Consider the following 22,467-nt stretch of genomic DNA (forward strand, 5'->3'; position numbering starts at 1 on the left):
CATGCGCGCAGACGCGACTTTCACGAGTAGTCAATTTGGGACGGGGCTCTTTTGGCTGCCTTTTGTTGCCAGCTGGCGTTGCCACGCGCTACTGCTGAGCCTGCCCCTCGGTGCCGATGTGAACATCGACGATGACCTGGCGGTAGCTGATGCCGCAGGAGTCGAGAATGCGGCGGCTGATACGGCCGTCATCGGTGTCGGCATACTTATTGTCCAGGTAGACGACCTCGCCCACGCCCACCTGCGCCAGGATCTTGGCGCAGTCGTGGCACGGGAACAGCGTGACGTAGACCGTGGAACCCTCGAGGTCCTTGAGCGAGCCACGGTAGTTGAGCACGGCGTTGGCCTCGGCATGGACCACGTAGTTGTGCTTGTCCTGCAGCGGGTCATCGCTCGTACCCCACGGGAAAAAGTCGTCGTTGAGCGCCGAGGGCGTGCCGTTGTAACCCACCGAAAGGATGCGGTGGTTGGTGCTGGCGATGCATGCTCCCACCTGCGTGTTGGGGTCCTTGCTACGGCGCTGCGCGGCGATGGCCACGCTCATAAAGAACTCGTCCCAGCTAATAACGTCGCGGCGCTTGCCCGACGCGGTTTGATGAAGATCGTCCGACATGGCAGACACCTCCGAAATCGCAATAGTTTGGCCCATTGTAGCAGGTGAAAGGTAGGGGCGCTTATCCCACCAGCCCCTCGCCCTACGCGCGGCGGGGCTTTTGGTTGATGCGGTAGAGCTCGGCGAGACCCCGCAACGTCAGCGCGTCGTCTACCGTCAGGCTATGGCCGACCAGCGCCGCAAGTGCCTCGGCATCGTCGCCGGTAATGACGATAGGCACATCGCCCTCCCCCGCGGCCTTGGTCGCGCGCATCTCGGCAAGCACCATGTCGAGCATGCCGTCGATGCGGGCTACCTCGCCCAAAACCACACCCGAGCGCATGGCCTCACGCGTGTTGTGGCCGATTACATGTGTGGGCGCCGAGGGCTCAACCTGGGGTAGGCGCGCTGCTGCCGCCGAGAGCGAACGGGCGCCGAGTGCCAGCCCCGGCGCGATAACGCCGCCCACAAAGGTACCGTGCGCGTCGATGACCTCGATATTGGTCGTCGTGCCCAGGTCAATCACGATGCACGGCGAGCCGTAGACGGCGCGGGCCGCCACGGCATCGGCGATGCGGTCGGGGCCGATCTCGGCTGGATCGTCGTAGTGCACGGGCATGCCGGTCTTAAGTCCCGGCCCCACGGTGAGCACGCGCCCCGTGCAGGTGCGGGAAAGTGCCGCCTTCCACGGGCGCTCGAGCGCCGGGACCACGCAGCTCAGCACAGCAGCCGCGGGCACAAGCGCACCCGGCATGCCCGCATCGGCCGCCAGTGCGGCCATGACCTGCACGAGACGCATGCGTGCCTCGTCGGCCGTAATGCTCGACGGCGTCGTGATCTCGCATGTCGCAAGCGGACATTCCTGCGCCGCGGCCGAATCCTCGGCAAACAGGCCAAAGCGAATGAACGTGTTGCCTACGTCGACCGTCAATATATATGCGCACCCATCAAGCATCGTCGGCGCTCCTTTCGTCTGTCCAGCAGTATATCGCCTACCTAAACCAGTCATCCCAAAATGACTAGCTTGCGGCTATACTGGTGCGCGGTCGTTTGCGAGCTCACGCGGCGGCCCTTGGTAACCCGACTTCCCGCGCCGTATCCGTAACGGCGCTCCCGGGGGAAGCGGATATACGCAAAGGAGTTTTATATGAGCAATCCCTCGAACCGCGCTTCGATGCGCGGGCAACTCACGCTGCGCGGCGTCGTCATCGGCGTCCTTGGCTGCGTGATCATCACGGCAAGCTCGGCCTACACGGCCCTCAAGATGGGTGCACTCCCCTGGCCGATTATTTTCGCTGCCGTCATCTCGCTGTTCTTCCTGAAGCTCATGGGCAACGCCAGCCTCAACGAGGCCAACGTCACCCACACCATCATGTCCGCGGGCGCCATGGTCGCCGGCGGCCTGGCGTTTACCATCCCGGGCGCCTGGATGCTGGGCTATGCCGACCAGATCAGCTGGCTCGACATGTTTATCGTGGCACTCGTCGGCACCATCTTGGGCCTGCTGGCAACGGCGCTCATCCACCGCCACTTTATCGTGGACGCCGCGCTGGAGTTTCCCACCGGCAATGCCGCAGCTCAGACACTGCGCGCCACCGAGGCCGGCGGCAAGACCGGCAAGCAGCTCTTTGGCTCCATGGCCATCGCAGGCATCTACAGCGTGCTTCGCGACGCTCTGGGCGTGGTGCCCAGCATGCTGTGCACGCTCAATATCCCCGGCGTGACCTTTGCCATCTATAACTCGCCCATGCTGCTCTCCATCGGCTTTTTGGTTGGCTTCGCCCCGGTTGCCTTCTGGTTTGCCGGCGCGCTGCTAGGTAACTTTGGCATCATCGTGGGCGGCACCGCTGCCGGTCTGTTCGACGTTGTGACCGCGCAGGGCATCGTCAAGTCCCTGGGCATGGGCCTCATGATGGGCTTTGGCGTCGCCGTCGTCCTCAAGGACATCCTGCCGCAGGTCGCCGGCATCGTCCGCGGTCTTGCCGCCGACAGCTCCACCGACACCGACGAGCAATCGCTCATCTCGGGCTCCCTTAAGCTCGACGCCGGCATCATCGGCCTGGGCGCCGCCGCCATCGCCGTGATCATCGCCATCGTGCTTGACCTTGGCCCCGTTCCGGCCGTCATCGTGACGCTGTTCACCTTTGTCACCACCATCATGAGCGCGCAGAGCTGCGGCCAGACGGGCATCGACCCCATGGAGATCTTCGGCCTCATCGTCATGCTCATCGTGGCAGCCTTCGCACAGATCGCCCAGGTCAAGCTGTTCTTTATCGCCGGCATCGTGGCCGTGGCATGCGGCCTTGCGGGCGACGTCATGAACGACTTTAAGGCCGGCGCCGTGCTGGGCACCAACCCGCGTGCGCAGTGGATCGGCCAGGCCATTGGCGGCATCGTGGGTGCCCTGGTCGCCGCAGCCGTCATGGTCGCGCTCGTCACCGCCTATGGTCCGGACGCCTTTGGCCCCGACAAGAGCTTTGTTGCCGCGCAGGCAAGTGTGGTCGCCACCATGGTCTCGGGCATCCCGAGCGTGCCGTGGTTCGCTGGCGGCTTTATCGCCGGCATCGTCATGTACTGGCTCGGCATTCCGGCCATGATGATCGGCCTGGGCGTGTACCTGCCGTTCTACATGTCACTCACGGCATTCCTGGGCTCCTGCGTCAAGCTCGCCTACGACAAGTGGTCCGCCCACCGCGACGCCGCTGCCGGCCTTTCGGACGAAGAGAAGGCCACCAAGGACGCCGCCTTCCAGGAACAGGGCCTGGTCGTTGCCAGCGGCCTGCTCGGCGGCGAGTCCATCGTCGGCGTTATCCTGGCGTTTGTCTCTGTTGGTCTGAGCCTGCTGGGATAAGCTGAGCAGTTGCTCGACAGCGACCATATTGCCTACGGCTTGCCCGGTCGATAGCTTCTGCGGCTGCCGACCGGGCTTTTTGATACCAACGCAAAGAAAGGCCGGCGCGCTGCGTATGACAGCGCGCCGGCCTTATCGTTTGGCTATCGAGACGGTCCCGCTATGAACCGAAGTTCGTTGCAGAATCTACGCTCGAAACGCTACATCTGCTTGCGACGACGATCGCCCAGCGTCACGCCCGCAGCAACGAGCGTAATGCCACCGATAACGAAAACCTCACCTGCAAGCGCGGAGTCATCGCCAGTCTGGGCGAGCGCACCGTCCGCGGCCTTCTTCTTGGCGACAGGAGCCTTTGCAGCGGCCTGCGCAACCTGAGGCTTGGCCTGCGGCTCAGCCTTGGGATGATACTTGTCGTACTCGGCCTGAGCGGCAGCCAGGGCATCCTTGGCATCGCCAAGCTCGGCAAGCGCGGCGGCATAGGCGTCGTTGGCATCGGACAGCTTGGCATCGGCATCGCTCAGAGCAGCCTTGAGACCAGCGGCGGCATCGACGGCAGCCTTATAGCGAGCGTAGGCAGCGTTCAGCTTGACCAGCTTCTCGTTACCCGTCGTGCCCGCGGCAAGAGAGGCCTTGTGGTCGACAGCCTCAAGATCGGCCTTGAGTGCCTCATCGCTGGCAAGCTCGGCCTTGGCCTTGACGATCTCGAAGTTCGCATCGACGACGGCTTCGTTGGCGGCCTCGAGCTGCTTCTGGGCATCGGCGACACCGGCGACGGCAGCGTCATAGGCGGCCTTGGCGTCGTCGACCGCCTTCTGGGCGCCGGCGAAGCGCTCGAAGGCCTTGTTTGCGGTGACAAGCTCGTCCTCGGCGGCCTTGGCCTTCGCCTGTGCGTCGGACAGGGTCTGCGTCTTGGCGGCAACTGCCTGCTTGGCGCCCGAAAGAGCGGTCGCGGCGTGCACATCTGCGGCCTGAGCCTTGTCAACGCCAGCCTGGGCAGTGTCGTCGGCCTTCTTGCCATCGTTAAGCGTGCCCTGCTTGTTCGCAAGATCCGTCTTGGCGGCATCGCACTTGGCGGCAAGGTCCTTGACCGAAGCGGTAGCGTTGTCATACGCCTCGTTGGCCTGATCGGACTTTACCTTGGCGGCGTCGCGGGCGCTGCGAGCCTTCGCCTTGTGAGCAGCGGCCTCGGCTGCCTTCGTCTTGCTGTCAGCAAGCGTGGCGTTTGCCCTATCGAGAGCTGCCTGGGCAGTAGCGGCCTCGCTCTTGGCGGCGTCGAGCTTGGTCTGGGGCGTCTTGACGTCGACACCCTTGAGTTTGGCTTCGGCGGCGTCGTATGCCGTCTTCGCGGCGGCGGTGCCGGACTTAGCCTTCTCGTACTCGCCCTTGGCAGTGTTCACGTTTGTGTCGGCCGCGGTATAGGCGTCGCGTGCGGAATCCTTTTTATTGACGGCAGCGTAGTAGGCATTGCTGGTCGAACCATAATTCTTCTGCGCCTCTGCCAGCTTATTCTGAAGCTGCTTCAGCTGCTCCTTCTGCTCCTGCGTGCCGCCTGCATTGTAGGCGGAAGCGATGTAGTCGTTCAGGAGCTTCTTGAACTCGGAGACAGTGAAATCAGCCTGACTGTCAAAAGAGCTGTAATCGAAGATGGTTACCTCGGAATCGGTGTTTTTACCGCTACCGGTCGCGATGCCGATAGCCTTCGTACCGGCATCGATGATGTTGAGATAGTGCCCGCACTCTTGGGAGATGCTTGTGTAGTGCTGGGAGATATAGTAGGAATCATATCGATGATTTTCAAGGTCACCATTCTTCTTGGCGTACTTATCGAATGCCTCCTTCTCCTGGGTATAGAGACCGGTGTAGGGCCAGCCTAGGGTGTCCTCAGTCTCGCCGCCGGTATATGCACCGCCACCGCCAGCAAGATTTTCACCGTTATCCCAGTAGCAGTTCGAGTGTCCCCAGATGTTCGATGAATATGATGTATTAAGGGCGGCTGCCGCAGTCATGCGGAGGCTGACGCTGAGCGCCGACTGACCGTTCGCCTTGCGGAGGTTGTTCTGGGTGTCGAGATATGTCAAGGCGTTGCGCATCTGCTCCAAGGAAAGCGGGTTGGTGTCGCGAGACATGTCCTGATCGACGTACTGGTCATACCATTCGGCCTTGCCCTCAGCACCGGTCAGCATCGATACGGCATCCTGGGCGTTCTTTTTCTGCGTGGCTGTGAACTGGCTGCCGCCGATGATGTAGTTCATGAAGCCGAACATACCCTGGCTGATGACATTCTGGTCTACGGTCATGTTCGACTTGAGGTCGGCAATCTGCTGGTTAAGCTTGTCGACTTCAGCGCTCGCGGCATCATAAGCGCTCTTTGCCGATATAACTTCGGCGCAAATTGCATCGTATTCAGCACGCTTCTGCTGACGGACCTCGACGAGTCGGTCGTACTCCGCCTTCTTGTCGGCTTCGGTCTGCTGGGCCTGCTCGTATGCCGACTTCGCGGTGTCACGCTTACTGGCCGCGTCCTTGTACTCCTTGTTTGCCGCATCGTATGCAGACTGGGCAGATGCCACGGCAGCGTTGGCGGCGCTGGCCTTCTCCTGCGCGGCGGTGGCGGTATTCTGGGCCGCCTGCAGGTTCGCCTGGGCGGTAGCGTCGGCATCCGTCGCGGCATTGAGCTCCGCCTGCGCGGTCTTAAGCTCACCAGCGGCGGCCTTCTCGGCGGCCTCAAGCGCACTCAGGTCAACACCCGTACCCGAGACGGCAGCATCGAGCGCGGCCTGCGCCTGGTTGAACTTCTGCTGGGCGTTATCGCGCGCGGTGGTTGCGGCTGCGAGAGCAGCAGCAGTCTCCTGCTTCTTGGCCTGGGCAGTCGTCAAAGCTGCCTCGGTATTCTGCTTTTCCTGCTGGGCGCTGGCCTCGGCAGCCTTGGCCTGGTCCAGATTGGCCTGTGCAGTAGTAACGGCCTTATTGGCGTCATCGAGCTTTGCCTGCGCGTCCTCGACGGCCTTCTTGGCGGCCTCGTACTCGTCCATACCCATGGCCTCGAGCTTGGCCTGGGCATCGTCGAGGGCCTTCTTGGCCTCATCCTGCTTTGCCTTGGCGTCCTTGAGCGCCTGGGTCTTATCCTCGACACTCTTGTTGGCTTGATCGAGCTGATCGTTCAGGTCGCCCAGCTTCTTCTGCTGCTGCTCGGTCTTTTCGACGGCGGCTTTGAGCTCGTCAATCTTCTCCTGGAGCGCGGCGACTTCTGCTGCGTTCTGCTCGATTTCGTTGTCGCTCACAGCCTGCGAGGCCTGATTCTTTTGCTGCTGCGCCTGCTTTTGAGACTGGCCCGCCGCATCGGCGTTCTTCTGGGCGGCATCGTAGGCGGCCTGAGCGTCCTTGAGCTGCTTTGCCGACTCCTCGGCCAGCTGGGCAGCCGTCTTTACGACCGCTTGGTTACCGGCGGCAACGGTGTTCTCTACAGAACTACCCCCCCCCTGAACAGAATCGCCGTTATCGGTTGACGGTGCGGCGATTGCCGCCAGCGGCGACATAAGCGGCTGAGCAATGAGGCCCGCCGTCAAAACGGTTGCGACGGCGCGGTTAGCAACGCCCTTGACGTTGACAGTCTTGGCCCGAGGCCCAAAGTGTTGTGGACTGTAGTTTGCCATGGCTTTCTCCCTTTGACACGGATGTATCCATACGTATCAAACGGTAGCTGTCGATTTTTGAATTCTGTTGCGCAACATTGGCGACCAGCGTATTTTTTGAAATTCACGCTCTCGTGCTTCACAATTTCGTCACATATGTAGGAGCTGGTGCATCATATTATTGCGGGATCAAATTGAACCTGTGATTTGCATTTGCTCCCGCGTCATCCGCCCTATCGGATTCCGCATCCAACAGACACCTCGTCCGCCACGGTGTAGAGTTAGGACAACGGGCGCGTTGCGCGGCCCGTGCCAGAACGAGGTGGACATGGAACTCGATAAACAACAGATCGAACGACTGCGTGAGCGTCATCATCGGCGTCACGGCATCCGCCCTGCTCATAGCGAAGCCATGGAAAACGTCACCCGCTTCCTCAAGCGCGCGTTCAACATTCGCGAGGGACGCGCACCCTATCACGTGATCCGCAAGCGTTTTGTAAACGGGGCGCGTCTGACTGGCACTCACCTGTGCATCCTCATCATCGCGATGTTAATCGCAAGTATTGGCCTCGATATCGATTCGGACATCGCCATCGTGGGCGCCATGCTCATCTGCCCGCTCATGGGTTCGGTCCTTGCCATGGCATACGGCATTGCCACGCTCGACCGCGAGATCACCGTCGAGGCCGTCGCGGGCTTGGCTCTACAGATGGCCTTTTGCCTGTTCACGTCCACGTTGTACTTTAAGCTCTCGCCCCTTGGCACCACCACGGCCGCCATCATCGACAACTCGACGCCCACCGTGTGGGACCTCGCTGTCGCGCTCGCCGGCGGCTTTGCAGGCGGCCTAGGCAACTCACGCGACCAGGAGCCAGCAACGCTTATCGCGGGCGTGGCCGTGGCAACCGCGCTCATGCCGCCCCTGTGCGCGGCGGGCTATGGCATCGCCATCGCAAGCGGGTCACTGTTTCTCTCGGCGCTTTATGAGTTTGGCATCAACGTGGTCTTTATCGCACTGGCTGCCGAAGCCGTGCTACTTCTTTTGCGCGTACCGCTCAAGCGCGATCTGAACGGCGACGGCATCGTGACCGCCGAGGAAAACGCCGAGGTCGACGAGCTATCGCGCAAGGTGCGCCGCCACATCATCGTGGGAACGGTGATCTTTGCCATCCCCTGCATCGTTATGACCGCGGGTTCCATTGGCTCGGCGCAGGCCGGCGTACAGGACGGCTACGGCGTCACCGAAACCACGCGCGAGCTTGCCGCGGTGCTGCCAAGCTTTGAGGATTACACCGTCGCCGTCGAGACCTCGGCTACCGAAGGGGACGAGGAGGGCATCGTCGAACGCGAGATTGTCGCCCATGTGACGACAAGCGAGGCGCTCGGGGCGCACGACCGCCGCGTTGCCCGCAAGCTCATCGACCTCAACGTGCCCGAACTCGATCGCGTTGAGTTTGATGTGAGGTAACGCAGGGCGTAGGCGCAAGTCACGACGAGGCGCAGACGCGACACGAATACGAGCAAAAAGCGGGGGCGTAGTTCATGACCGCGCCCCCGCTCGCTGTTTTATTGCCGTGAATCAGACGTCCGCATCGACATCGCCAGACTCCACCGTAAACGCCGGATCGGTGCTCACAAGATAAAATCGGGTCACCTTAGTATTTCTAATTAGGTAAATCTGCCCCTGATTGCGTCGGCGCGATATATACGCAACGTGAACCGTGCCGAATTCTTCGCCGTTTTCCTTCTTTAATACCAGGATATTGGGATCATCCGTACGCTTAAACTGCCCGTCAACGCAGCTGCCGTCTTTGTCGACCAGTTGCCAACGATGGTTATCCTCTTCAAGAAAGGCCAGGGTTTCCAGACTTGTTTTGTCATCCCGATAGTAACCGTCAATGGCAAAGCCTTCGGAAACGCATTCCTGCATATAGGATGTTTCTCGATTTATAGCAAACTGCCCTGCAGCGCCCAGGAGCACAGCCAAGCAAACCACTGCGAGGGCTATCGAGATAGTACGGCGGTTCATGTCAACCAACCCGATACTTGTTTAACGGAGTGCAAAACATACTTGGTACCTCCGGTATCAGGGGGAATGTCGCCAGCAGGCTGGCGACAACTATATGTTTCTAACATTAAACCATATGGCTGCCACTCGCGGAGGGGGCATCGGCGAGCGGCGTGTTGGACCCCCCGCCGTGACGGCGAGCTGCTCTTCTTCCTCGCCCTTGAGCGTCGGCGTCTTGACGGTGAATTTCGAGGTACGGCTCGTGCCATTCTGCGCGATGCAGGTTAGGGTTACCGTGTTTTTGCGGTTGGGAATGAGGCCGATGACCTTGAACTCGTGCTCCGTGACCGGCGTGTCGCCACCGTGGGGCGTGCGGAAAAGGCGGCGACTTTGGGCGTATCGTCGGTTTTTTTGAGACCGGCGACCTCGTAGGTGACGGCTACGGGGTCTGTCGTTGCAAAACGCACGTAGCACCTCAGGGTGTCGGTACCAAAGGGATCGGCTTGACAAACGGGGCAGTTTCGTCGTAGTCGCCTGCAGCGTACTCGGCATCGAGCTGTTCTTTGATGGCAGCCTGTTTCTCGACGTTGTAGGTCGCGACGATCTGATTGTGGAGCTTCTTTTGCTCGTCGGTGAGCTCATTGCTCGCAGCAGATGCGTCGCTTGCCCCGGCACTGACAACGGAGCAGCCCATGAGCCCCGTCCCGACAAGCGTCAGCGCGCCCGCCGCACCCGCAAGAGCCGCTCGGCGCGTGAGCAACCTGCTGTCTTTATCACTCAATTCCATATCGTTACCGTCTTTGAATGCCACCGTCGCTTCCCTCATATACCATGGCGTTTGCCCAGCCCTGTCCAATTTGACTCGCAGCTTAACAAACGCCCCTTAAGGCTAGCTCAGGCTCGCGGCAGCCGGAGCTGTTAGCCGCAAGACGCACAGGGGGCGCAGGAATGCGATGACCCGTTTTCCTCCGTCCCCGAGGGATCATTTTTTAGTACCTGAAGAAGCCCTCGCCCGAGCTTTCGCCCAGCTTGCCTTCGTCGAGCATTTTCTTGAGGACGGATGCCATAGCCTTAAAGTTGTAGGGCATCATCATCTTCTTGAGCAGCGGGCTCACCAGGCCCGGGACCTTCTGATACTGCATGACGATGTTGTAGGCCGTCTGGATACCCACCGTGTCGAATACGCGGAACGGGCCCTTGGGGGCGCCGGTGCCCCGCGTCCATGCAAGGTCGATGCTCTTGGGGTCACTCACACCCGAAACATACAGGTCAAGGCCCGAAAGCAGCCACGGCACCAACATGGAATTGAGCAGGTAGCCGTTCTTTTCCTTGTTGACGGGCAGGGCAAGCATACGGATATCGTTGGCAAAGTCGACGAGCTCGTCGAAGTAGCGCTTGTCGGTTTGGTCCTGTGCCATGACCTCGGTCATGTTGTTCTTCCAGATGGAGTTGGCAAAGTGCAGCGACAGGTATTTCTCGGGACGGCCGGTGTACTTGGCAAAGGTGCTCGGCAGCAGCGTGGATGAGTTGGTCACGATGACGGTCTTTTGCGGCAGAACCGGGGCGAGCTTCTTGTAGAAGTCGATCTTTGCCTGGGTGTCCTCGGCCATAGACTCGATGACCAGGTCGGCGTCGGCCACGGCCTTGGCAAGATCGAGCTCCAGCTTGAGTGTGGAGTAGGCACGCTCGACGGCGGCGAGCGCCGCTTCCTTGTCGAAGGGCTGGGTGCCATCGGCGATACCGGCGCACCACTCGCCCGTACCGTCCGCCATGCCCTCGATTGCCGAGATGTACTCCTTGCGCACGTGATCGATCTTGGGCTGGGTGCGGCCGATGCTGCCCTCGCTGCGCAGCCAAATCGTTACATCAAAGCCGCAGTAGGCAGCCTGAAAGGCAATCTGGCTTCCCAACACGCCGCCGCCGGCAACACAAACGGTCTTGTAGCTCATGGGACGATCCTCTCTTACGTAATTCCATAGATGTGTATTAATTCAAACGTAAGGATGACGCGCGCTGGGGGTGGGTTCTATAAACGGGCGGTATTTCGCGGCAAACGGCTACATATGTTCATTATCTCAGGGTTCCGAGGGCAGTTTTTGGTGCCACCGAGACGTCGTTTTCGGAAGTATGCGGCAAATTCCGAAACTCTTGAGCACGTCCTGATTTTTCGCCAATAAAACCGCAGGTACAGAGCTTTGACATATCCGGTGTGCTCGGCCTATTCAGATTTTGCCGCATACTTCCGAAATCTAAGTTCGCAAAGGGTGATAGTTGGGGCGTTTACGCAACATATGTCCAGCAAAAACGGGTGGTAGCCGGCACGGCTGCCACCCGTTTGTCTCATATCTAGCCCATAGCGGGCAAGCTACTTCTTAATGCCGCGTCCCAGACGCTCGGCGACCGACGCAACGGCTTCCTCGCTGGCCGGCTCGCAGCTCACGCAGCCGTCGTGGGCGCGCATCTGGCCGGTGACCTCGTCCATCGCGAGCGGCGCCACCTTCTCGAGCTTAAAGCCCTTGCCGGCGCGCATGTTTTCCTTGGCCACGCTGATCATGAGCTTAATGCGGTTGAGCTGGTTGACCTCGGACGCACCGGGGTCGTAGTCCACCGCGACAATGTTGCTCTCGGGGTGCTGACGGCGCAGTTCCTTGATCACAGCCTTACCCACCACGTGGTTGGGCAGGCACGCAAAGGGCTGCGTGCAGATGATGTTGGGCGCGCCGTGGTCGATGAGGTCGAGCATCTCGGCCGTGAGCAGCCAGCCTTCGCCCATGTTGTTGCACACCGAAAGCACCGTGCGGGCCTTGTCGGCCATGGTGCCGATGCGCTCGGGCGCCTCAAAGCGGCGAGACTTCTCGAGCATCTCCTCCACCGGCGTGCGCATCCAGTCCACGAGCTTGATGAGCGCTTGCATGCCCGCGCGCGTAGTAGCAGAGCTTCCCAGCTCGTCTTTCTGCAGCTCGGCGTTGCTCATGGAGTAGAGGAAGAAGTCGAGCAGGCCCGGCACCACGGCCTCGCAGCCCTCGCGCTCAATGACATCGACCACGTGGTTGTTAGCCGTTGGATGGAACTTGACCAAGATCTCACCGACCACGCCCACGCGCGGCTTGGTGCCCTCGCCCACGAGCGGCATGGTGTCGAACGCGCGGATGGCCTCGCGGCACAGCTTGGTGTAGTTGTGGCGGTTGAACTTGGGCGCCAACTTGCGGGCACGCGCCATGTACTCCTCGTAGAGCGCGTTGGCGGCACCGGGCGTGGCCTCGTACGGGCGGCAGCGGTAGAGCATCTGCATCATCACGTCACCAAAGAGCACCGCGTAGACTGCCTGCTTAAGCAGCGCCGGCGTCAGCTTAAAGCCGGGATTGTCCTCGCCGAGCGCCACGGCCGAAAGCGAGATCACGGGGATCTCGGGGTGGCCGCTCTCGCGCAGGGCCTTGCGGATGAGCGCGATGTAGTTGGTGGCACGGCAGCCGCCGCCGGTCTGGCTGATGACCACGGCGGTCTTGGACAGGTCGTACCGACCGCTCTCGATGGCCTCCATAATCTGGCCCGTCACCAGAATCGACGGGTAGCAAATGTCATTGTTCACATAGCGCAGGCCAGCCTCGACGGCATCGTGGTCGGTCGAGGGCAGCAGCTCCAAGTTGTAGCCGGCACCGCGGAACACCTCTTTGACCAGGTCAAAGTGAATCGGCGCCATCTGCGGGCACAGGATGGTATAGCCCTCGTCGCGCATCTGCTCGGTAAAGGGCACCTTGGGCCACGCGGTCGAGGCGCTCTCACGCTGTGCCTCGAACGTGTACTTGCGGCTCGCGAACGCGGGGGCATCCGTGGAGGGCGCCACCGGCGCAGCGTCGCCCTGCTCAAAGACCTTGCCCGCAGCCGTGGCCTCGGCCAAGCGCTCGGCCTCCTGGTCCTTGAGTGCCGCCATGAGCGAGCGGATGCGAATGCGCGCGGCGCCCAGGTTGGACACCTCGTCGATCTTGAGCACGGTGTAGATCTTGCCACTGGCCTCCAGGATCTCCTGCACCTGATCGGTAGTCAGGGCATCGAGGCCGCAGCCGAAAGAGTTGAGCTGGATCAGGTCCAAATCGTTGCGCATCGTCACAAAACGGGCGACGGCGTACAGGCGGCTGTGGTACATCCACTGGTCGACGACGCGGATCGGGCGCTCGGGCTTCACCAGATGCGCAAGCGAATCCTCGGTAAAGACCGCAAAGCCAAAGCTCGAGATAAGCTCGGGCAGGGCGTGGTTGATCTCGGGGTCGTTATGGTAGGGACGACCGGCGAGCACGATGCCGTGACCGCCGTGGTCCTCGACCCACTTAAGAGCCTCCTCGCCCATAGTCTGGATGTCCTCGTGGAAACGCGCATCGGCCTCAAAGGCAGCGTTGACGGCGGCATCGACCTCGGAGCGCGTGATTTTAGGACCGCGCACGCGACCGCGACCGGCCTCAGCATCGGCCACGCGGTCGACGGCAAGCACCTGATACAGGCGGCGTTTGAGCTCGGTCTTATCGTGATACGGCACAAACGGATACAGGAATTCGATGTTCTGCTCGCGAATCTCGTCGATGTTGAGCGCCAGCGCCGTGGGGTAGCTCATGACGATGGGGCAGTTGTAACAGTTGCCGGCGGTCGGATCCTCCTTGCGCTCCCAGCGCACGCACGGCATCCAGATGAAGTCGACATCGCGGTCGATAAGGTTCATCACATGGCCGTGGCTCATCTTGGCCGGATAGCACACGCTCTCTGACGGCATGGACTCGATGCCCGCCTGGTAGGTCTTCTTGCTCGACTGGTCGGACAGCTGCACGCTAAAGCCTAGGCGCGTAAAGAACGCGTGCCAGAAGGGGTAGTTCTCGTACATGTTAAGTGCGCGCGGGATACCCACGGTGCCGCGCGGGGCCTCGTCAGGACTCAGAACCTCGCGGTTAAAGAGCAGCTCGTTTTTCTTTTTGAAGAGGTTGGGGGCCTCGGTCTTTTGCTTTTTGTGGCCGGCACCCTTCTCACAGCGGTTGCCGGTAATGAAGCGCCTACCGCCGCCAAAGTCGTTCACAGTAAGCTGGCAGTTGTTAGAGCAACGGCCGCAGCGGACATGCTTTTGCGTCACGGTGAGGTGCGCGATATCCTCGGCAGAAAGAATGGTCGAAATGCCGTCGGCGGCGGCGCGATCGCGGGCGAGTAGGGCCGCACCGTAGGCGCCCATGCAGCCGGCGATGTCAGGGCGCACGGCATGCACGCCGGTGAGCTGCTCAAACGCGCGCAGCGTGGCATCGGACATAAAGGTGCCGCCCTGAACGATCACCTGACTGCCGATCTCCTTGGGGTCGCGCAGCTTAATGACCTTGAACAGGGCATTCTTGATGACGGAATAGGACAGGCCGGCCGCGATGTCGCCCACCGTGGCGCCTTCCTTTTGCGCCTGCTTGACGCGCGAGTTCATAAAGACCGTGCAGCGGCTGCCCAGGTCGACGGGGGCCTTAGCATGGATGGCGGCGTCGGCGAACGCGCGCACGTCCATGTTCATAGAGACGGCGAAACTCTCGATAAAGCTGCCGCAGCCCGACGAGCAGGCCTCGTTGAGCATGATGTGCTCGATGACACCGTCCTTGACGCGCAGGCACTTCATGTCCTGGCCGCCGATGTCCAGGATAAACTCGACGCCGGGCAGGAACGCCTTGGCGCCGCGCAGGTGCGCGACGGTCTCGATCTCGCCGGAATCGGCCTTGAGGGCCTCGATGAGCAGCGCCTCGCCGTAGCCCGTGGTGGTCACGTGGCCGATGGTGCAGCCAGCGGGGATGTGGTTGTAGAAATCGGCCATGATGACCTTGGCCGTGCCCAGGATGTCGCCGTTGTTGTTGCCGTACCAGGTATGCAACAGCTGGCCGTCCTCGCCCACGAGCGCGGCCTTCATGGTGGTGGAACCGGCGTCGATGCCAATGAACACGCGGCCGGTGTAGCCGTCGAGCTTGCCCTTGGGGACGACTTCCTGGTCGTGGCGACCCTTGAACTCGGCAAAGTCCTCGTCGGTGGCAAAGAGCGGATCCAGACGTTCGACCTCGGCACCCTGTGTGTCACCCAGGGCATCAATGGCCTCGATGAGCTGCGGGAACGTGCTGAGCTTGTTGGACTCGTGCGCCATGGCGGCGCCGCTCGCCACAAACAGGTGAGCGTTTTGGGGCACGATACGGTGCTCCTCGTCCAGGTTGAGCGTGAGGTAGAAGCGGTGGCGCAGCTCGGAGAGATACTGCAGCGGGCCGCCCAGGAAGGCGACGTTGCCGCGGATGGGACGGCCGCACGCCAGGCCCGAGATGGTCTGGGTCACGACGGCCTGGAAGATGGAGGCGGCCACGTCCTCGGGGCGGGCGCCCTCATTGAGCAGCGGCTGCACGTCGGTCTTGGCAAAAACGCCGCAGCGGCTGGCGATGGGATAGATGGTGGTGGCGTTGGCCGCGAGCTCGTTGAGGCCGCTCGCGTCGGTGTGCAGCAGAGTGGCCATCTGATCGATGAACGCGCCCGTGCCGCCGGCGCAGGTGCCGTTCATGCGCTGCTCGATGCCGTTGTCAAAGTAGATGATCTTGGCGTCCTCACCGCCCAGCTCGATGGCGACATCGGTGGCCGGGATGAGGGTCTCGACGGCGCGCTTGCTGGCGATGACTTCCTGGACAAACTCCAGGTCGAGCCACTGGGACAGCAGCAGACCGCCCGAGCCGGTGATGGCACAGGTCATCTGGGCCGTCGGCAGCACAGTCGCGGCACCCTCGAACAAGTCGCGGGCGCAAGCGCGGACGTCGGTGTGGTGGCGCTGGTACTTGGCGTAGACGATCTGGTTGTCATCGTTGAGCACGGCAAGCTTGACGGTGGTGGAGCCCACGTCGATGCCCAGGTGCAGGTTGCCGCGGGCGGCCTCGGAGTTGAAAATCGCGCCTTCGGGGGCGTGGGCGGCGGCCACGGGCTCAGCGGCGGTGGCGAGCTCGCTAGCGATGGACGTCTCCCCTGCCGCGTTCTTGGCATCGGCAACTGCCTCGGCAACTTTCTCGGCAGCCGCGGTCGCGGCCTTCTGCGCGGCGTCCACCACGGCGGGCGCGGCCTCGCGTGCGGCAGCGACCATACGATCCTTGATGCCCTCGACGAGTTTGCTCATTGTCTCTCCTCTTAGTTGTTGGACTTGACGGTTGCGGCGGTGTCGGCCGCGTCCTCGAGCTGCAAGTTCAATAGCTTCATGCCGTATTCCGGCACGTTGATATCGATGGGTTGGCCATACAGGTCACCAGGACGAACAAAAGCGAGCACCGTCATAATGCGCGCCATGGCCTCGGGCGATTCGGTGAGCCCACGCTCAAACCAGCGCTGAATCATGCCAACCTCGGCGCTCACGACGTAGGTGACGTAGTAGTCAAAGAACGTGCCCAGCGCCAGGCCCAAAATGCCCGTCTGCGCACGCGGCACCACAGCCTCACGCGCGGTGTCGATGATCCTTTTAATGAAGGCCTGGTCGCCGCCCGGACCCAGCAGCGCACCGATTAAGTCGCGGTTGGCCGCAAGATAACGCAGCAGCTCAACCGAACCGGGCGCCGGCTCGAGCTCGTCGATATTGTGATAGAGATCGGGCAGCTGAGCTGCGGTGATGAGCTCAATGCGCTCACGGATCTCGGCCAGCAAGCCGTCCTCGATTTGATTGATAAAGTCGGGGATATCGCGGTAGTGCGAATAGAACGTGCGGCGCGTAAGGCCAGCGCGCTCGGTGAGCGACGCGACATTAATGCGCGAAAGGTCGCCGCTTTCGGCAAGCTCGCTGGCAAGTGCCTGGCGAAGGGCACGCTGCGAGCGAAGGGACCGGCGATCGCATTTCTCGAGCTGGGACAAGCGTCCTCCTTGTTACTCAGCCTGTGCGCTATTGCACAGTGCGAGTATTATTGCACACCGTGTGTACCAACACGTAAAGGCAATATTTGGAATGTGACGAGGGGGCAGTCCCTTTGTCACAACCCGCCTGGCTTTTGGAGCGGCATTACCGATTGTCCAAAATGTCATTCGTGGGTAGAATAGTGTCGACGGCAGCCCAAGTTGTAGCTGGCTGGGCAGCGCCGTTGTTTGCATTAGGGGGTCAACGCCTTAGCGGCGGCGACCCCTTCTGTTGCGCTTCGAACGCTGCTTGAGTGCCTCGGAAAGGCCGACAAGCGCCGTGAAGAACGAGACCACGGCGGTCAGAAGTCTCACGAAATCAATCAAATCGGTCATGGGCATCACCTCCCATCAAATGGAGGGCGCTGCCCGGCACATGGAACTGCCGTCAACGATACCGATTCTACCAGAGCCTAGTTATATATACGAATATATGTTCGTATTCCAAGCACACAGGCCCCTGTGACAAAGGGGCTGTCCCTTTGTCACATTATTCGATGACGGTGCGGGAGTTTTGCTTGCGCATGGTGGCGAACATGTGTTTGGGGACGGCGTGGACCATGCAGCTGCCGATGGTCGCGCTCGCGGCGGCTTTAGCTGCATCGCTAGCGTTTTTGGTCGCGTAGCTGTGGCGGAAACGCTTGAGCATGGCGATGTCGTTTCCGCCGTCGCCATAAACCGCAACCTCGTCCTCGGCAATGCCGTAGTAGCCCGCCAGCCAGGCCACACTCTCGCCCTTGTTGCATGCCACATCCGTGATCTCGAACATCACCGGGTCAAACGGCGCGTTGACCACGCGGTCCGATCGCTCGGCAAGATACGCCTTAAGGTCGCGCTCCAACTCGGGCGAGATCACGCGGCAGTTGATCTTGCATACATCGTGACGCAAGATATCGCCGATCGACTGGTCGAAATACTGTTCCTCGTGGTACCCGCCACGCGCACGCATACCGCGCATCACGATGCGCTTGATGGGGCTGTCCTTTTTAAAGCCCGCCTGATGCATCTCGAACGATCCACTCGAAAACATGCCATCGGGCGTGGAGCAATCAAAGCAAATGTCCGGGAACGCCTTGAGCAGCTCCTCGGTAACCTGCGGGTCGATGGTCCAGGTTTTGAGCACCTCGCCATGACTGTCTCGCACGATGGATCCATTGGAGCAGCAGGCGTCAAGCGCCAGGCCCGTAAAGCCATGCTCGCCGATCGGCAACGTCGAGCGTCCAGTCGCGGGAACCACGTGCAGGCCAGCCTCAGTCAGCTCGCGAATGGCGCGGCGGATAGTCCCATCTGCCTCGTGCAGGGCGTTAAGCAGCGTTCCGTCTAAGTCACTCGCAAACATCTTGATCATGGGCATGTCTCTCCTTCGTCTGCCCGATATTGTAGACGAAGGAGAGGCATGTCCAAACAATGCCGTCCCGGCGCGGCGTACCACCGCCTTCACAAATTCACGGTGCCCCAGCGCGTTAAGACAATCGCCGCAATCGATTTTTCAGCCGATAAAACAGAGCCGTCATCAACGTCAGCACCGCCAACATGGCTGCGAATACAATCGCCGGTGTCCATCGATCATATGCAGCCCCGTACGTCAATTGGCCGATAGGCGTTGCGCAGGAAAGGACCATGTAAACGACCGAAAGCACTTTTCCGCAGAGCTCAGTCGGCGCTGCCCGCTGAACAAACGCGATGATTTCAACCGACGCAATGCTTGCCCACACCATGACCCATGCCGAACCAACTGCAAACACGGCGAACGCACATACATCAGTGCCGCACAATAGCGCGACAATGATCGGCGCGACTCCAAAACAGATCATCGCAACATATCGACATATGCCATTGAAAGAAAAGCGATGCGGCCAAATGCCGACCAAGCCACTGCCGGTAAGACCACCCAAGCCCAGAGCAACCTCAACTATCCCAACGCAGGACGATTGCATGCCGAGATGCTTTGTAACAATAATGGGAGCGCCAATCGTTAGCCCAACCAACGCAAGGTTCAAAACGGCCGCAAGCAAAATCACAGCGACCAATGATGCATTTTGCAACAGATACCGAATCGACTCCCGAAAATCGTTTCGGCATGTCGTGCGAGTCGCGCCGTCTCCCATCGTTTCAGATGAGGCATTTTGCTTGAGTACGCCACCAAACAACAGAGCTGAAATCGCAAACGTTACCGACGCGATTGTGCAAAGAGCATCGATGCCAAAGCACCCATAGACTGCCGTCCCGACCACAGGACCCAAGATATTGCTCACCATGGTCACCTGCGAAACCAATGCAGTGGCCCGCTCAACCTTCTTTTCACCCGCCATGCGCACCGTCTCAATTTGGAGCATTGGCTTTAGCAGCGATTGAACACCATATTGAACACAAAGTATCGCTACTACGACGACCGCAAGAGGCAACGAGCGCTTCATGGGGATAGACAGCAGTGATGCAGTCATCAGAGCAATGCCGAGGGCCACGAGGACCTCGCGATGTCTTCCCCTATCCGCCAAGATTCCGCCAGCCGGAGTTGCAAGTACGCCGGGTATGAACGCTATCGCCGCGACGACGCCATATAACGTTGACGATCAACTGCGATCGAACAAGTAAAGTGGATACGCAAAGCACAGCGCCGACAGCATCGAATACGTGCACAGCTGCGCAACCAGAAGTTCCGCGAGCCTGATTGACCGCACTGTTTTTGATTTCAACGAGACACCGACGTCTCTCAGCCCAGCCATAAGCCCACCCCCTATACATACCACTAGTATGTATTTAATGACTTGAAAAGGGCAGCCGTGGCTACCCTCACAAATCAATTACATACCGTTGGTATCTATATTACCACCCGGCGCAGTCCCATACGTCCCAAATCTGCGCCGTTGTCTGGAGCACTTCATTACCCAAATCGAGCCCCACCGCGGCAGCCATCTGCGCCAAACATTGTGCGCGAGCGAGCATTCGCTCCTTGGGCTCGAGCGGACGGAACAATGGCAGCAGCCAAAGATTCGCCAACAACGATACGGCCTCCGCCGCTTCGCGCGGGCATTCGCACGCAATGGAGCCGTCGGCGATGCCCTCCTCGATCACTGGCAAGAGACAGCCATCGGCCGACTCGTCAAATGAGCCCTGGTACTGCATCGCCAGTAGGCGCGAGCTTTTTACCGGATCTGCTGCAGGACGCATACGTGCCCATAGCTCAATTTGTGGAACAACGGACTCGGGAGCGTACAGTCGCTTGAGCTTTTGGGCTCCGGTCATATTACCGACGCCAAGCATCGAGCGGCGGTGCTCAACAATCGGAGTCATCGCCCGATCAAACGCGGCGTTGAAAATCTCTTCTTTGCTCTTGAAGTGATGATAGACAGCGCCCTTGGTCATGCCGTCGAGACGGTCAACGATATCTTGAATACTCGTCCCCTCATAACCCTGTGCGCAGAATAGCTCCAGTGCCGCGTCGAGAATCTTCGCGACCGTCTCCTCGGGATATTTATTGCGACCCATAATCCGCCCATCCGCAACGCAAGCCTTGTGCCTCATTGCAGCATTTTAACGTTGCGGATGGCAGACGGTCGATTCTACACCGCGGCGGGGCCATGTTCGCCGGTGCGAATGCGGATGACTTCCTCGACCGGCTCGACCCAGATCTTGCCGTCGCCGACGGCGCCGGTGCGGGCGGCATTGCAGATGATGTCGACAATTCCGTCGACATGTTCATCGGCGCAGATGAGGGTGAACTGCACCTTAGGGATCGTGTTGACAAGCAACTCGTTGCCGCGCACGTATTCCTTCCAGCCATGCTGCGCGCCGCAGCCCTGCACCTGGTTGATGGTCATGCCGCGAACATCGGCAGCAAACAGCGCGTCTTTGAGAACCTCAAGTTTTTCCTGACGGACGATCGCCGTGATCTTCTTCATAGTGAATTCCTCTCTTTAGTAAAGAAATGAATTGCCATTCAATAACGCGGGTTTTCCAAGTGCCCGAGATTGCCCCGAAAGAGGAGCGCCGCGTACTTCGGTACGCAAGCGACGGTTTGAGGGGCAAGGTCGGGTGCTTGGGAAAGCCGCGCTGCTAATCGAGTCCGGAGAAAGAAGGATATGCGCTCTCACCGTGCTGACTCGCATCCAGGCCCAGCGCCTCGTCGGCCTCGTCCACACGCAGGCTGCCGTGGAACAGTGCCTTGACCACCGCGGCGATCACCAAGTCGAGCACCAGCACAATAACGACCGTCACCACAATGCCCAGAACCTGCGAGACAAGCAGCGACACGTCGCCCGTGTAGAACAGGCCGCCCTTACCGGTCCACGAGAGCTCCGGCACGCAGAACAGGCCCGTGAGCACACCGCCCAAGATGCCGCCGATACCGTGGCAACCGAACGCGTCGAGCGCATCGTCGTAGCCAAACTTGGTCTTAAGATGGCTGATGGCCAGGTAACAGACGGGCGAGACGATCAGGCCCATGACCAGCGCTGCCCACGGCTCGACAAAGCCCGCACCCGGCGTGACCACCACAAGGCCCGCAACCAGACCGGTGCTGGCACCCACCAGCGTGGGGCGACCGATGTGCACGCGCTCGACGGCAAGCCACGAGACCATGCCCGCCGCGCTGGCCGTCACGGTGTTGAGGATGGCGAGCGCCGCCACGGCGTCGGCCTTAAACTCGCTGCCGCCGTTAAAGCCAAACCAGCCAAACCAAAGCAGGCCGGCGCCCAGCGCCACAAACGGCACGTTATGCGGACGGTAGCTCATCATGCCAAAGCCGCGACGACGGCCGAGCATTAAGCAGAGAATCAGGCCCGTGAGACCGGACGAAATGTGTACCACGTCGCCGCCGGCAAAGTCGAGCGCGCCGATGATGTCGCCGATAAAGGAACCATCGCCGCCCCAAACCATGTGGGCGAGCGGCGCATAGACCACGAGCAGCCAAATGCCCAGGAAGGCCGTCATGGCACCAAACTTAACGCGGCCTGCCAGACTGCCCGTAACGATAGCGGCGGTGATCATGGCAAACGCCATCTGGAAGGCGATGTTGATGATCTGAGGGTAGACGGCACCATCCGCAGCATTGCCCTCGGCCGCCTGCAGCACCTGGTTGAGCACCGGCAGGCACAGCAGCTGGTCAAAGCCGCCAATAAACGGGTTAGAACCGTCGCCACCGTAGGCCAGCGACCAGCCGGCAACAATCCACAGCACACCAACCAGGCCAATGGCGCCAAAGCACATAAGCATGGTGTTGATGACATTTTTGCGCCTGGACAGGCCGCCATAGAAAAACGCCAGACCCGGTGTCATTAAAAACACGAGCATGGTGCAGATGAGCATAAACGTTGTCGATCCCGTATCGTACATTCGCTCCCCCTTGGTCGCATGAACGTTGTCGGCGCTCATGATGCGGCCGAGGGCCAACTGGTGTAGACCAGATACGGCGTTGTTAAACGCTGCGTTGTCGAATGGAAACGGTGCCGCAATCTTGGAAACGGCACGGCAACGG

16 protein-coding genes and 1 pseudogene are annotated in these 22,467 nt (G+C 60.5%); 2 read left to right on the forward strand and 15 right to left on the reverse strand.

Annotated features, from left to right (window positions below; all coding sequences use genetic code 11):
• Nucleotides 1-88: 88 nt before the first annotated feature.
• On the reverse strand, nt 89-613 hold the full coding sequence (locus tag DWV43_RS02395; protein ID WP_117756880.1) for a dCMP deaminase family protein: 525 nt from the start codon (nt 611-613) through the stop codon (nt 89-91).
• Nucleotides 614-695: 82 nt separating this feature from the next.
• A complete protein-coding gene (locus tag DWV43_RS02400; protein WP_117816923.1) occupies nt 696-1,547 on the reverse strand; it encodes a type III pantothenate kinase in 852 nt (283 codons plus the stop codon).
• A gap of 192 nt (nt 1,548-1,739) precedes the next feature.
• Between DWV43_RS02400 and DWV43_RS02405 the strand changes: the two genes are divergently transcribed.
• The gene (locus DWV43_RS02405) at nt 1,740-3,443 is read left to right on the forward strand and encodes an OPT/YSL family transporter (protein WP_117816924.1); all 1,704 of its coding nucleotides are present in this window, start codon (nt 1,740-1,742) and stop codon (nt 3,441-3,443) included.
• Nucleotides 3,444-3,643: 200 nt separating this feature from the next.
• Here DWV43_RS02405 and DWV43_RS02410 read toward each other — a convergent pair whose 3' ends face one another.
• The gene (locus DWV43_RS02410) at nt 3,644-7,096 is read right to left on the reverse strand and encodes a CAP domain-containing protein (protein WP_117816925.1); all 3,453 of its coding nucleotides are present in this window, start codon (nt 7,094-7,096) and stop codon (nt 3,644-3,646) included.
• 307 nt (nt 7,097-7,403) lie between these two features.
• Between DWV43_RS02410 and DWV43_RS02415 the strand changes: the two genes are divergently transcribed.
• Nucleotides 7,404-8,543, forward strand: a complete 1,140-nt coding sequence (locus DWV43_RS02415) for a DUF389 domain-containing protein (RefSeq protein WP_117816926.1) — start codon at nt 7,404-7,406, stop codon at nt 8,541-8,543.
• 111 nt (nt 8,544-8,654) lie between these two features.
• Here the strand turns inward: DWV43_RS02415 and DWV43_RS02420 are convergent, their stop codons facing one another.
• The 12 genes and pseudogenes from DWV43_RS02420 to DWV43_RS02465 all read right to left on the reverse strand — a co-directional run bounded on the left by DWV43_RS02420 (nt 8,655) and on the right by DWV43_RS02465 (nt 22,325).
• Nucleotides 8,655-9,104, reverse strand: a complete 450-nt coding sequence (locus DWV43_RS02420; RefSeq protein WP_117816927.1) for a hypothetical protein — start codon at nt 9,102-9,104, stop codon at nt 8,655-8,657.
• Nucleotides 9,105-9,194: 90 nt separating this feature from the next.
• Complete coding sequence (locus DWV43_RS10530; RefSeq protein ID WP_369832301.1) at nt 9,195-9,635, reverse strand: aryl-sulfate sulfotransferase N-terminal domain-containing protein; 441 nt, start codon at nt 9,633-9,635, stop codon at nt 9,195-9,197.
• The gene (locus DWV43_RS10145; RefSeq protein ID WP_158569817.1) at nt 9,559-9,894 is read right to left on the reverse strand and encodes a hypothetical protein; all 336 of its coding nucleotides are present in this window, start codon (nt 9,892-9,894) and stop codon (nt 9,559-9,561) included. Before DWV43_RS10145 ends, DWV43_RS10530 begins: the two co-directional genes overlap by 77 nt.
• A gap of 178 nt (nt 9,895-10,072) precedes the next feature.
• Nucleotides 10,073-11,032, reverse strand: coding sequence for a 3-hydroxyacyl-CoA dehydrogenase (locus DWV43_RS02430; protein WP_117816929.1), 960 nt, complete (start codon nt 11,030-11,032; stop codon nt 10,073-10,075).
• A gap of 416 nt (nt 11,033-11,448) precedes the next feature.
• A complete protein-coding gene (locus DWV43_RS02435) occupies nt 11,449-16,230 on the reverse strand; it encodes a 2-hydroxyacyl-CoA dehydratase (RefSeq protein ID WP_117816930.1) in 4,782 nt (1,593 codons plus the stop codon).
• An 11-nt stretch (nt 16,231-16,241) separates the two neighbouring features.
• A complete protein-coding gene (locus DWV43_RS02440; protein ID WP_117816931.1) occupies nt 16,242-16,952 on the reverse strand; it encodes a TetR/AcrR family transcriptional regulator in 711 nt (236 codons plus the stop codon).
• A 249-nt stretch (nt 16,953-17,201) separates the two neighbouring features.
• Nucleotides 17,202-17,327: a hypothetical protein gene (locus DWV43_RS10470; protein ID WP_255413482.1), complete on the reverse strand. Its 126-nt coding sequence runs from the start codon at nt 17,325-17,327 to the stop codon at nt 17,202-17,204.
• 154 nt (nt 17,328-17,481) lie between these two features.
• Nucleotides 17,482-18,339: an HAD-IIB family hydrolase gene (locus DWV43_RS02445; protein WP_117816953.1), complete on the reverse strand. Its 858-nt coding sequence runs from the start codon at nt 18,337-18,339 to the stop codon at nt 17,482-17,484.
• Nucleotides 18,340-18,454: 115 nt separating this feature from the next.
• Nucleotides 18,455-19,552 (reverse strand): annotated as a pseudogene (locus tag DWV43_RS02450) (MFS transporter); the annotation flags it as partial.
• A gap of 265 nt (nt 19,553-19,817) precedes the next feature.
• Nucleotides 19,818-20,480 carry a TetR/AcrR family transcriptional regulator gene (locus DWV43_RS02455; RefSeq protein WP_158569818.1) on the reverse strand — a complete coding sequence of 221 codons (663 nt, stop codon included), beginning with the start codon at nt 20,478-20,480 and terminating at the stop codon, nt 19,818-19,820.
• A gap of 74 nt (nt 20,481-20,554) precedes the next feature.
• Nucleotides 20,555-20,893: a P-II family nitrogen regulator gene (locus DWV43_RS02460; RefSeq protein ID WP_099432138.1), complete on the reverse strand. Its 339-nt coding sequence runs from the start codon at nt 20,891-20,893 to the stop codon at nt 20,555-20,557.
• A 154-nt stretch (nt 20,894-21,047) separates the two neighbouring features.
• The gene (locus DWV43_RS02465) at nt 21,048-22,325 is read right to left on the reverse strand and encodes an ammonium transporter (protein WP_117816934.1); all 1,278 of its coding nucleotides are present in this window, start codon (nt 22,323-22,325) and stop codon (nt 21,048-21,050) included.
• Nucleotides 22,326-22,467 lie beyond the last annotated feature (142 nt).

The sequence above is a fragment of the Collinsella sp. AF05-9 genome, assembly GCF_003465595.1.
In the GTDB taxonomy this organism is placed as follows: Bacteria; Actinomycetota; Coriobacteriia; order Coriobacteriales; family Coriobacteriaceae; genus Collinsella.

Bases quoted from the DNA above. Each gene is read 5' to 3' on its own strand.
- DWV43_RS02420 (WP_117816927.1), bottom strand. From the start codon at position 9,104: ATGAACCGCCGTACTATCTCGATAGCCCTCGCAGTGGTTTGCTTGGCT.
- DWV43_RS02445 (WP_117816953.1), bottom strand. From the start codon at position 18,339: ATGATCAAGATGTTTGCGAGTGACTTAGACGGAACGCTGCTTAACGCC.
- DWV43_RS02430 (WP_117816929.1), bottom strand. From the start codon at position 11,032: ATGAGCTACAAGACCGTTTGTGTTGCCGGCGGCGGCGTGTTGGGAAGC.
- DWV43_RS02460 (WP_099432138.1), bottom strand. From the start codon at position 20,893: ATGAAGAAGATCACGGCGATCGTCCGTCAGGAAAAACTTGAGGTTCTC.
- DWV43_RS10530 (WP_369832301.1), bottom strand. From the start codon at position 9,635: ATGCCGAGTACGCTGCAGGCGACTACGACGAAACTGCCCCGTTTGTCA.
- DWV43_RS02405 (WP_117816924.1), top strand. From the start codon at position 1,740: ATGAGCAATCCCTCGAACCGCGCTTCGATGCGCGGGCAACTCACGCTG.
- DWV43_RS02435 (WP_117816930.1), bottom strand. From the start codon at position 16,230: ATGAGCAAACTCGTCGAGGGCATCAAGGATCGTATGGTCGCTGCCGCA.
- DWV43_RS02465 (WP_117816934.1), bottom strand. From the start codon at position 22,325: ATGTACGATACGGGATCGACAACGTTTATGCTCATCTGCACCATGCTC.
- DWV43_RS02395 (WP_117756880.1), bottom strand. From the start codon at position 613: ATGTCGGACGATCTTCATCAAACCGCGTCGGGCAAGCGCCGCGACGTT.
- DWV43_RS02400 (WP_117816923.1), bottom strand. From the start codon at position 1,547: ATGCTTGATGGGTGCGCATATATATTGACGGTCGACGTAGGCAACACG.
- DWV43_RS02415 (WP_117816926.1), top strand. From the start codon at position 7,404: ATGGAACTCGATAAACAACAGATCGAACGACTGCGTGAGCGTCATCAT.
- DWV43_RS10470 (WP_255413482.1), bottom strand. From the start codon at position 17,327: ATGACCGATTTGATTGATTTCGTGAGACTTCTGACCGCCGTGGTCTCG.
- DWV43_RS02455 (WP_158569818.1), bottom strand. From the start codon at position 20,480: ATGGGTCGCAATAAATATCCCGAGGAGACGGTCGCGAAGATTCTCGAC.
- DWV43_RS02410 (WP_117816925.1), bottom strand. From the start codon at position 7,096: ATGGCAAACTACAGTCCACAACACTTTGGGCCTCGGGCCAAGACTGTC.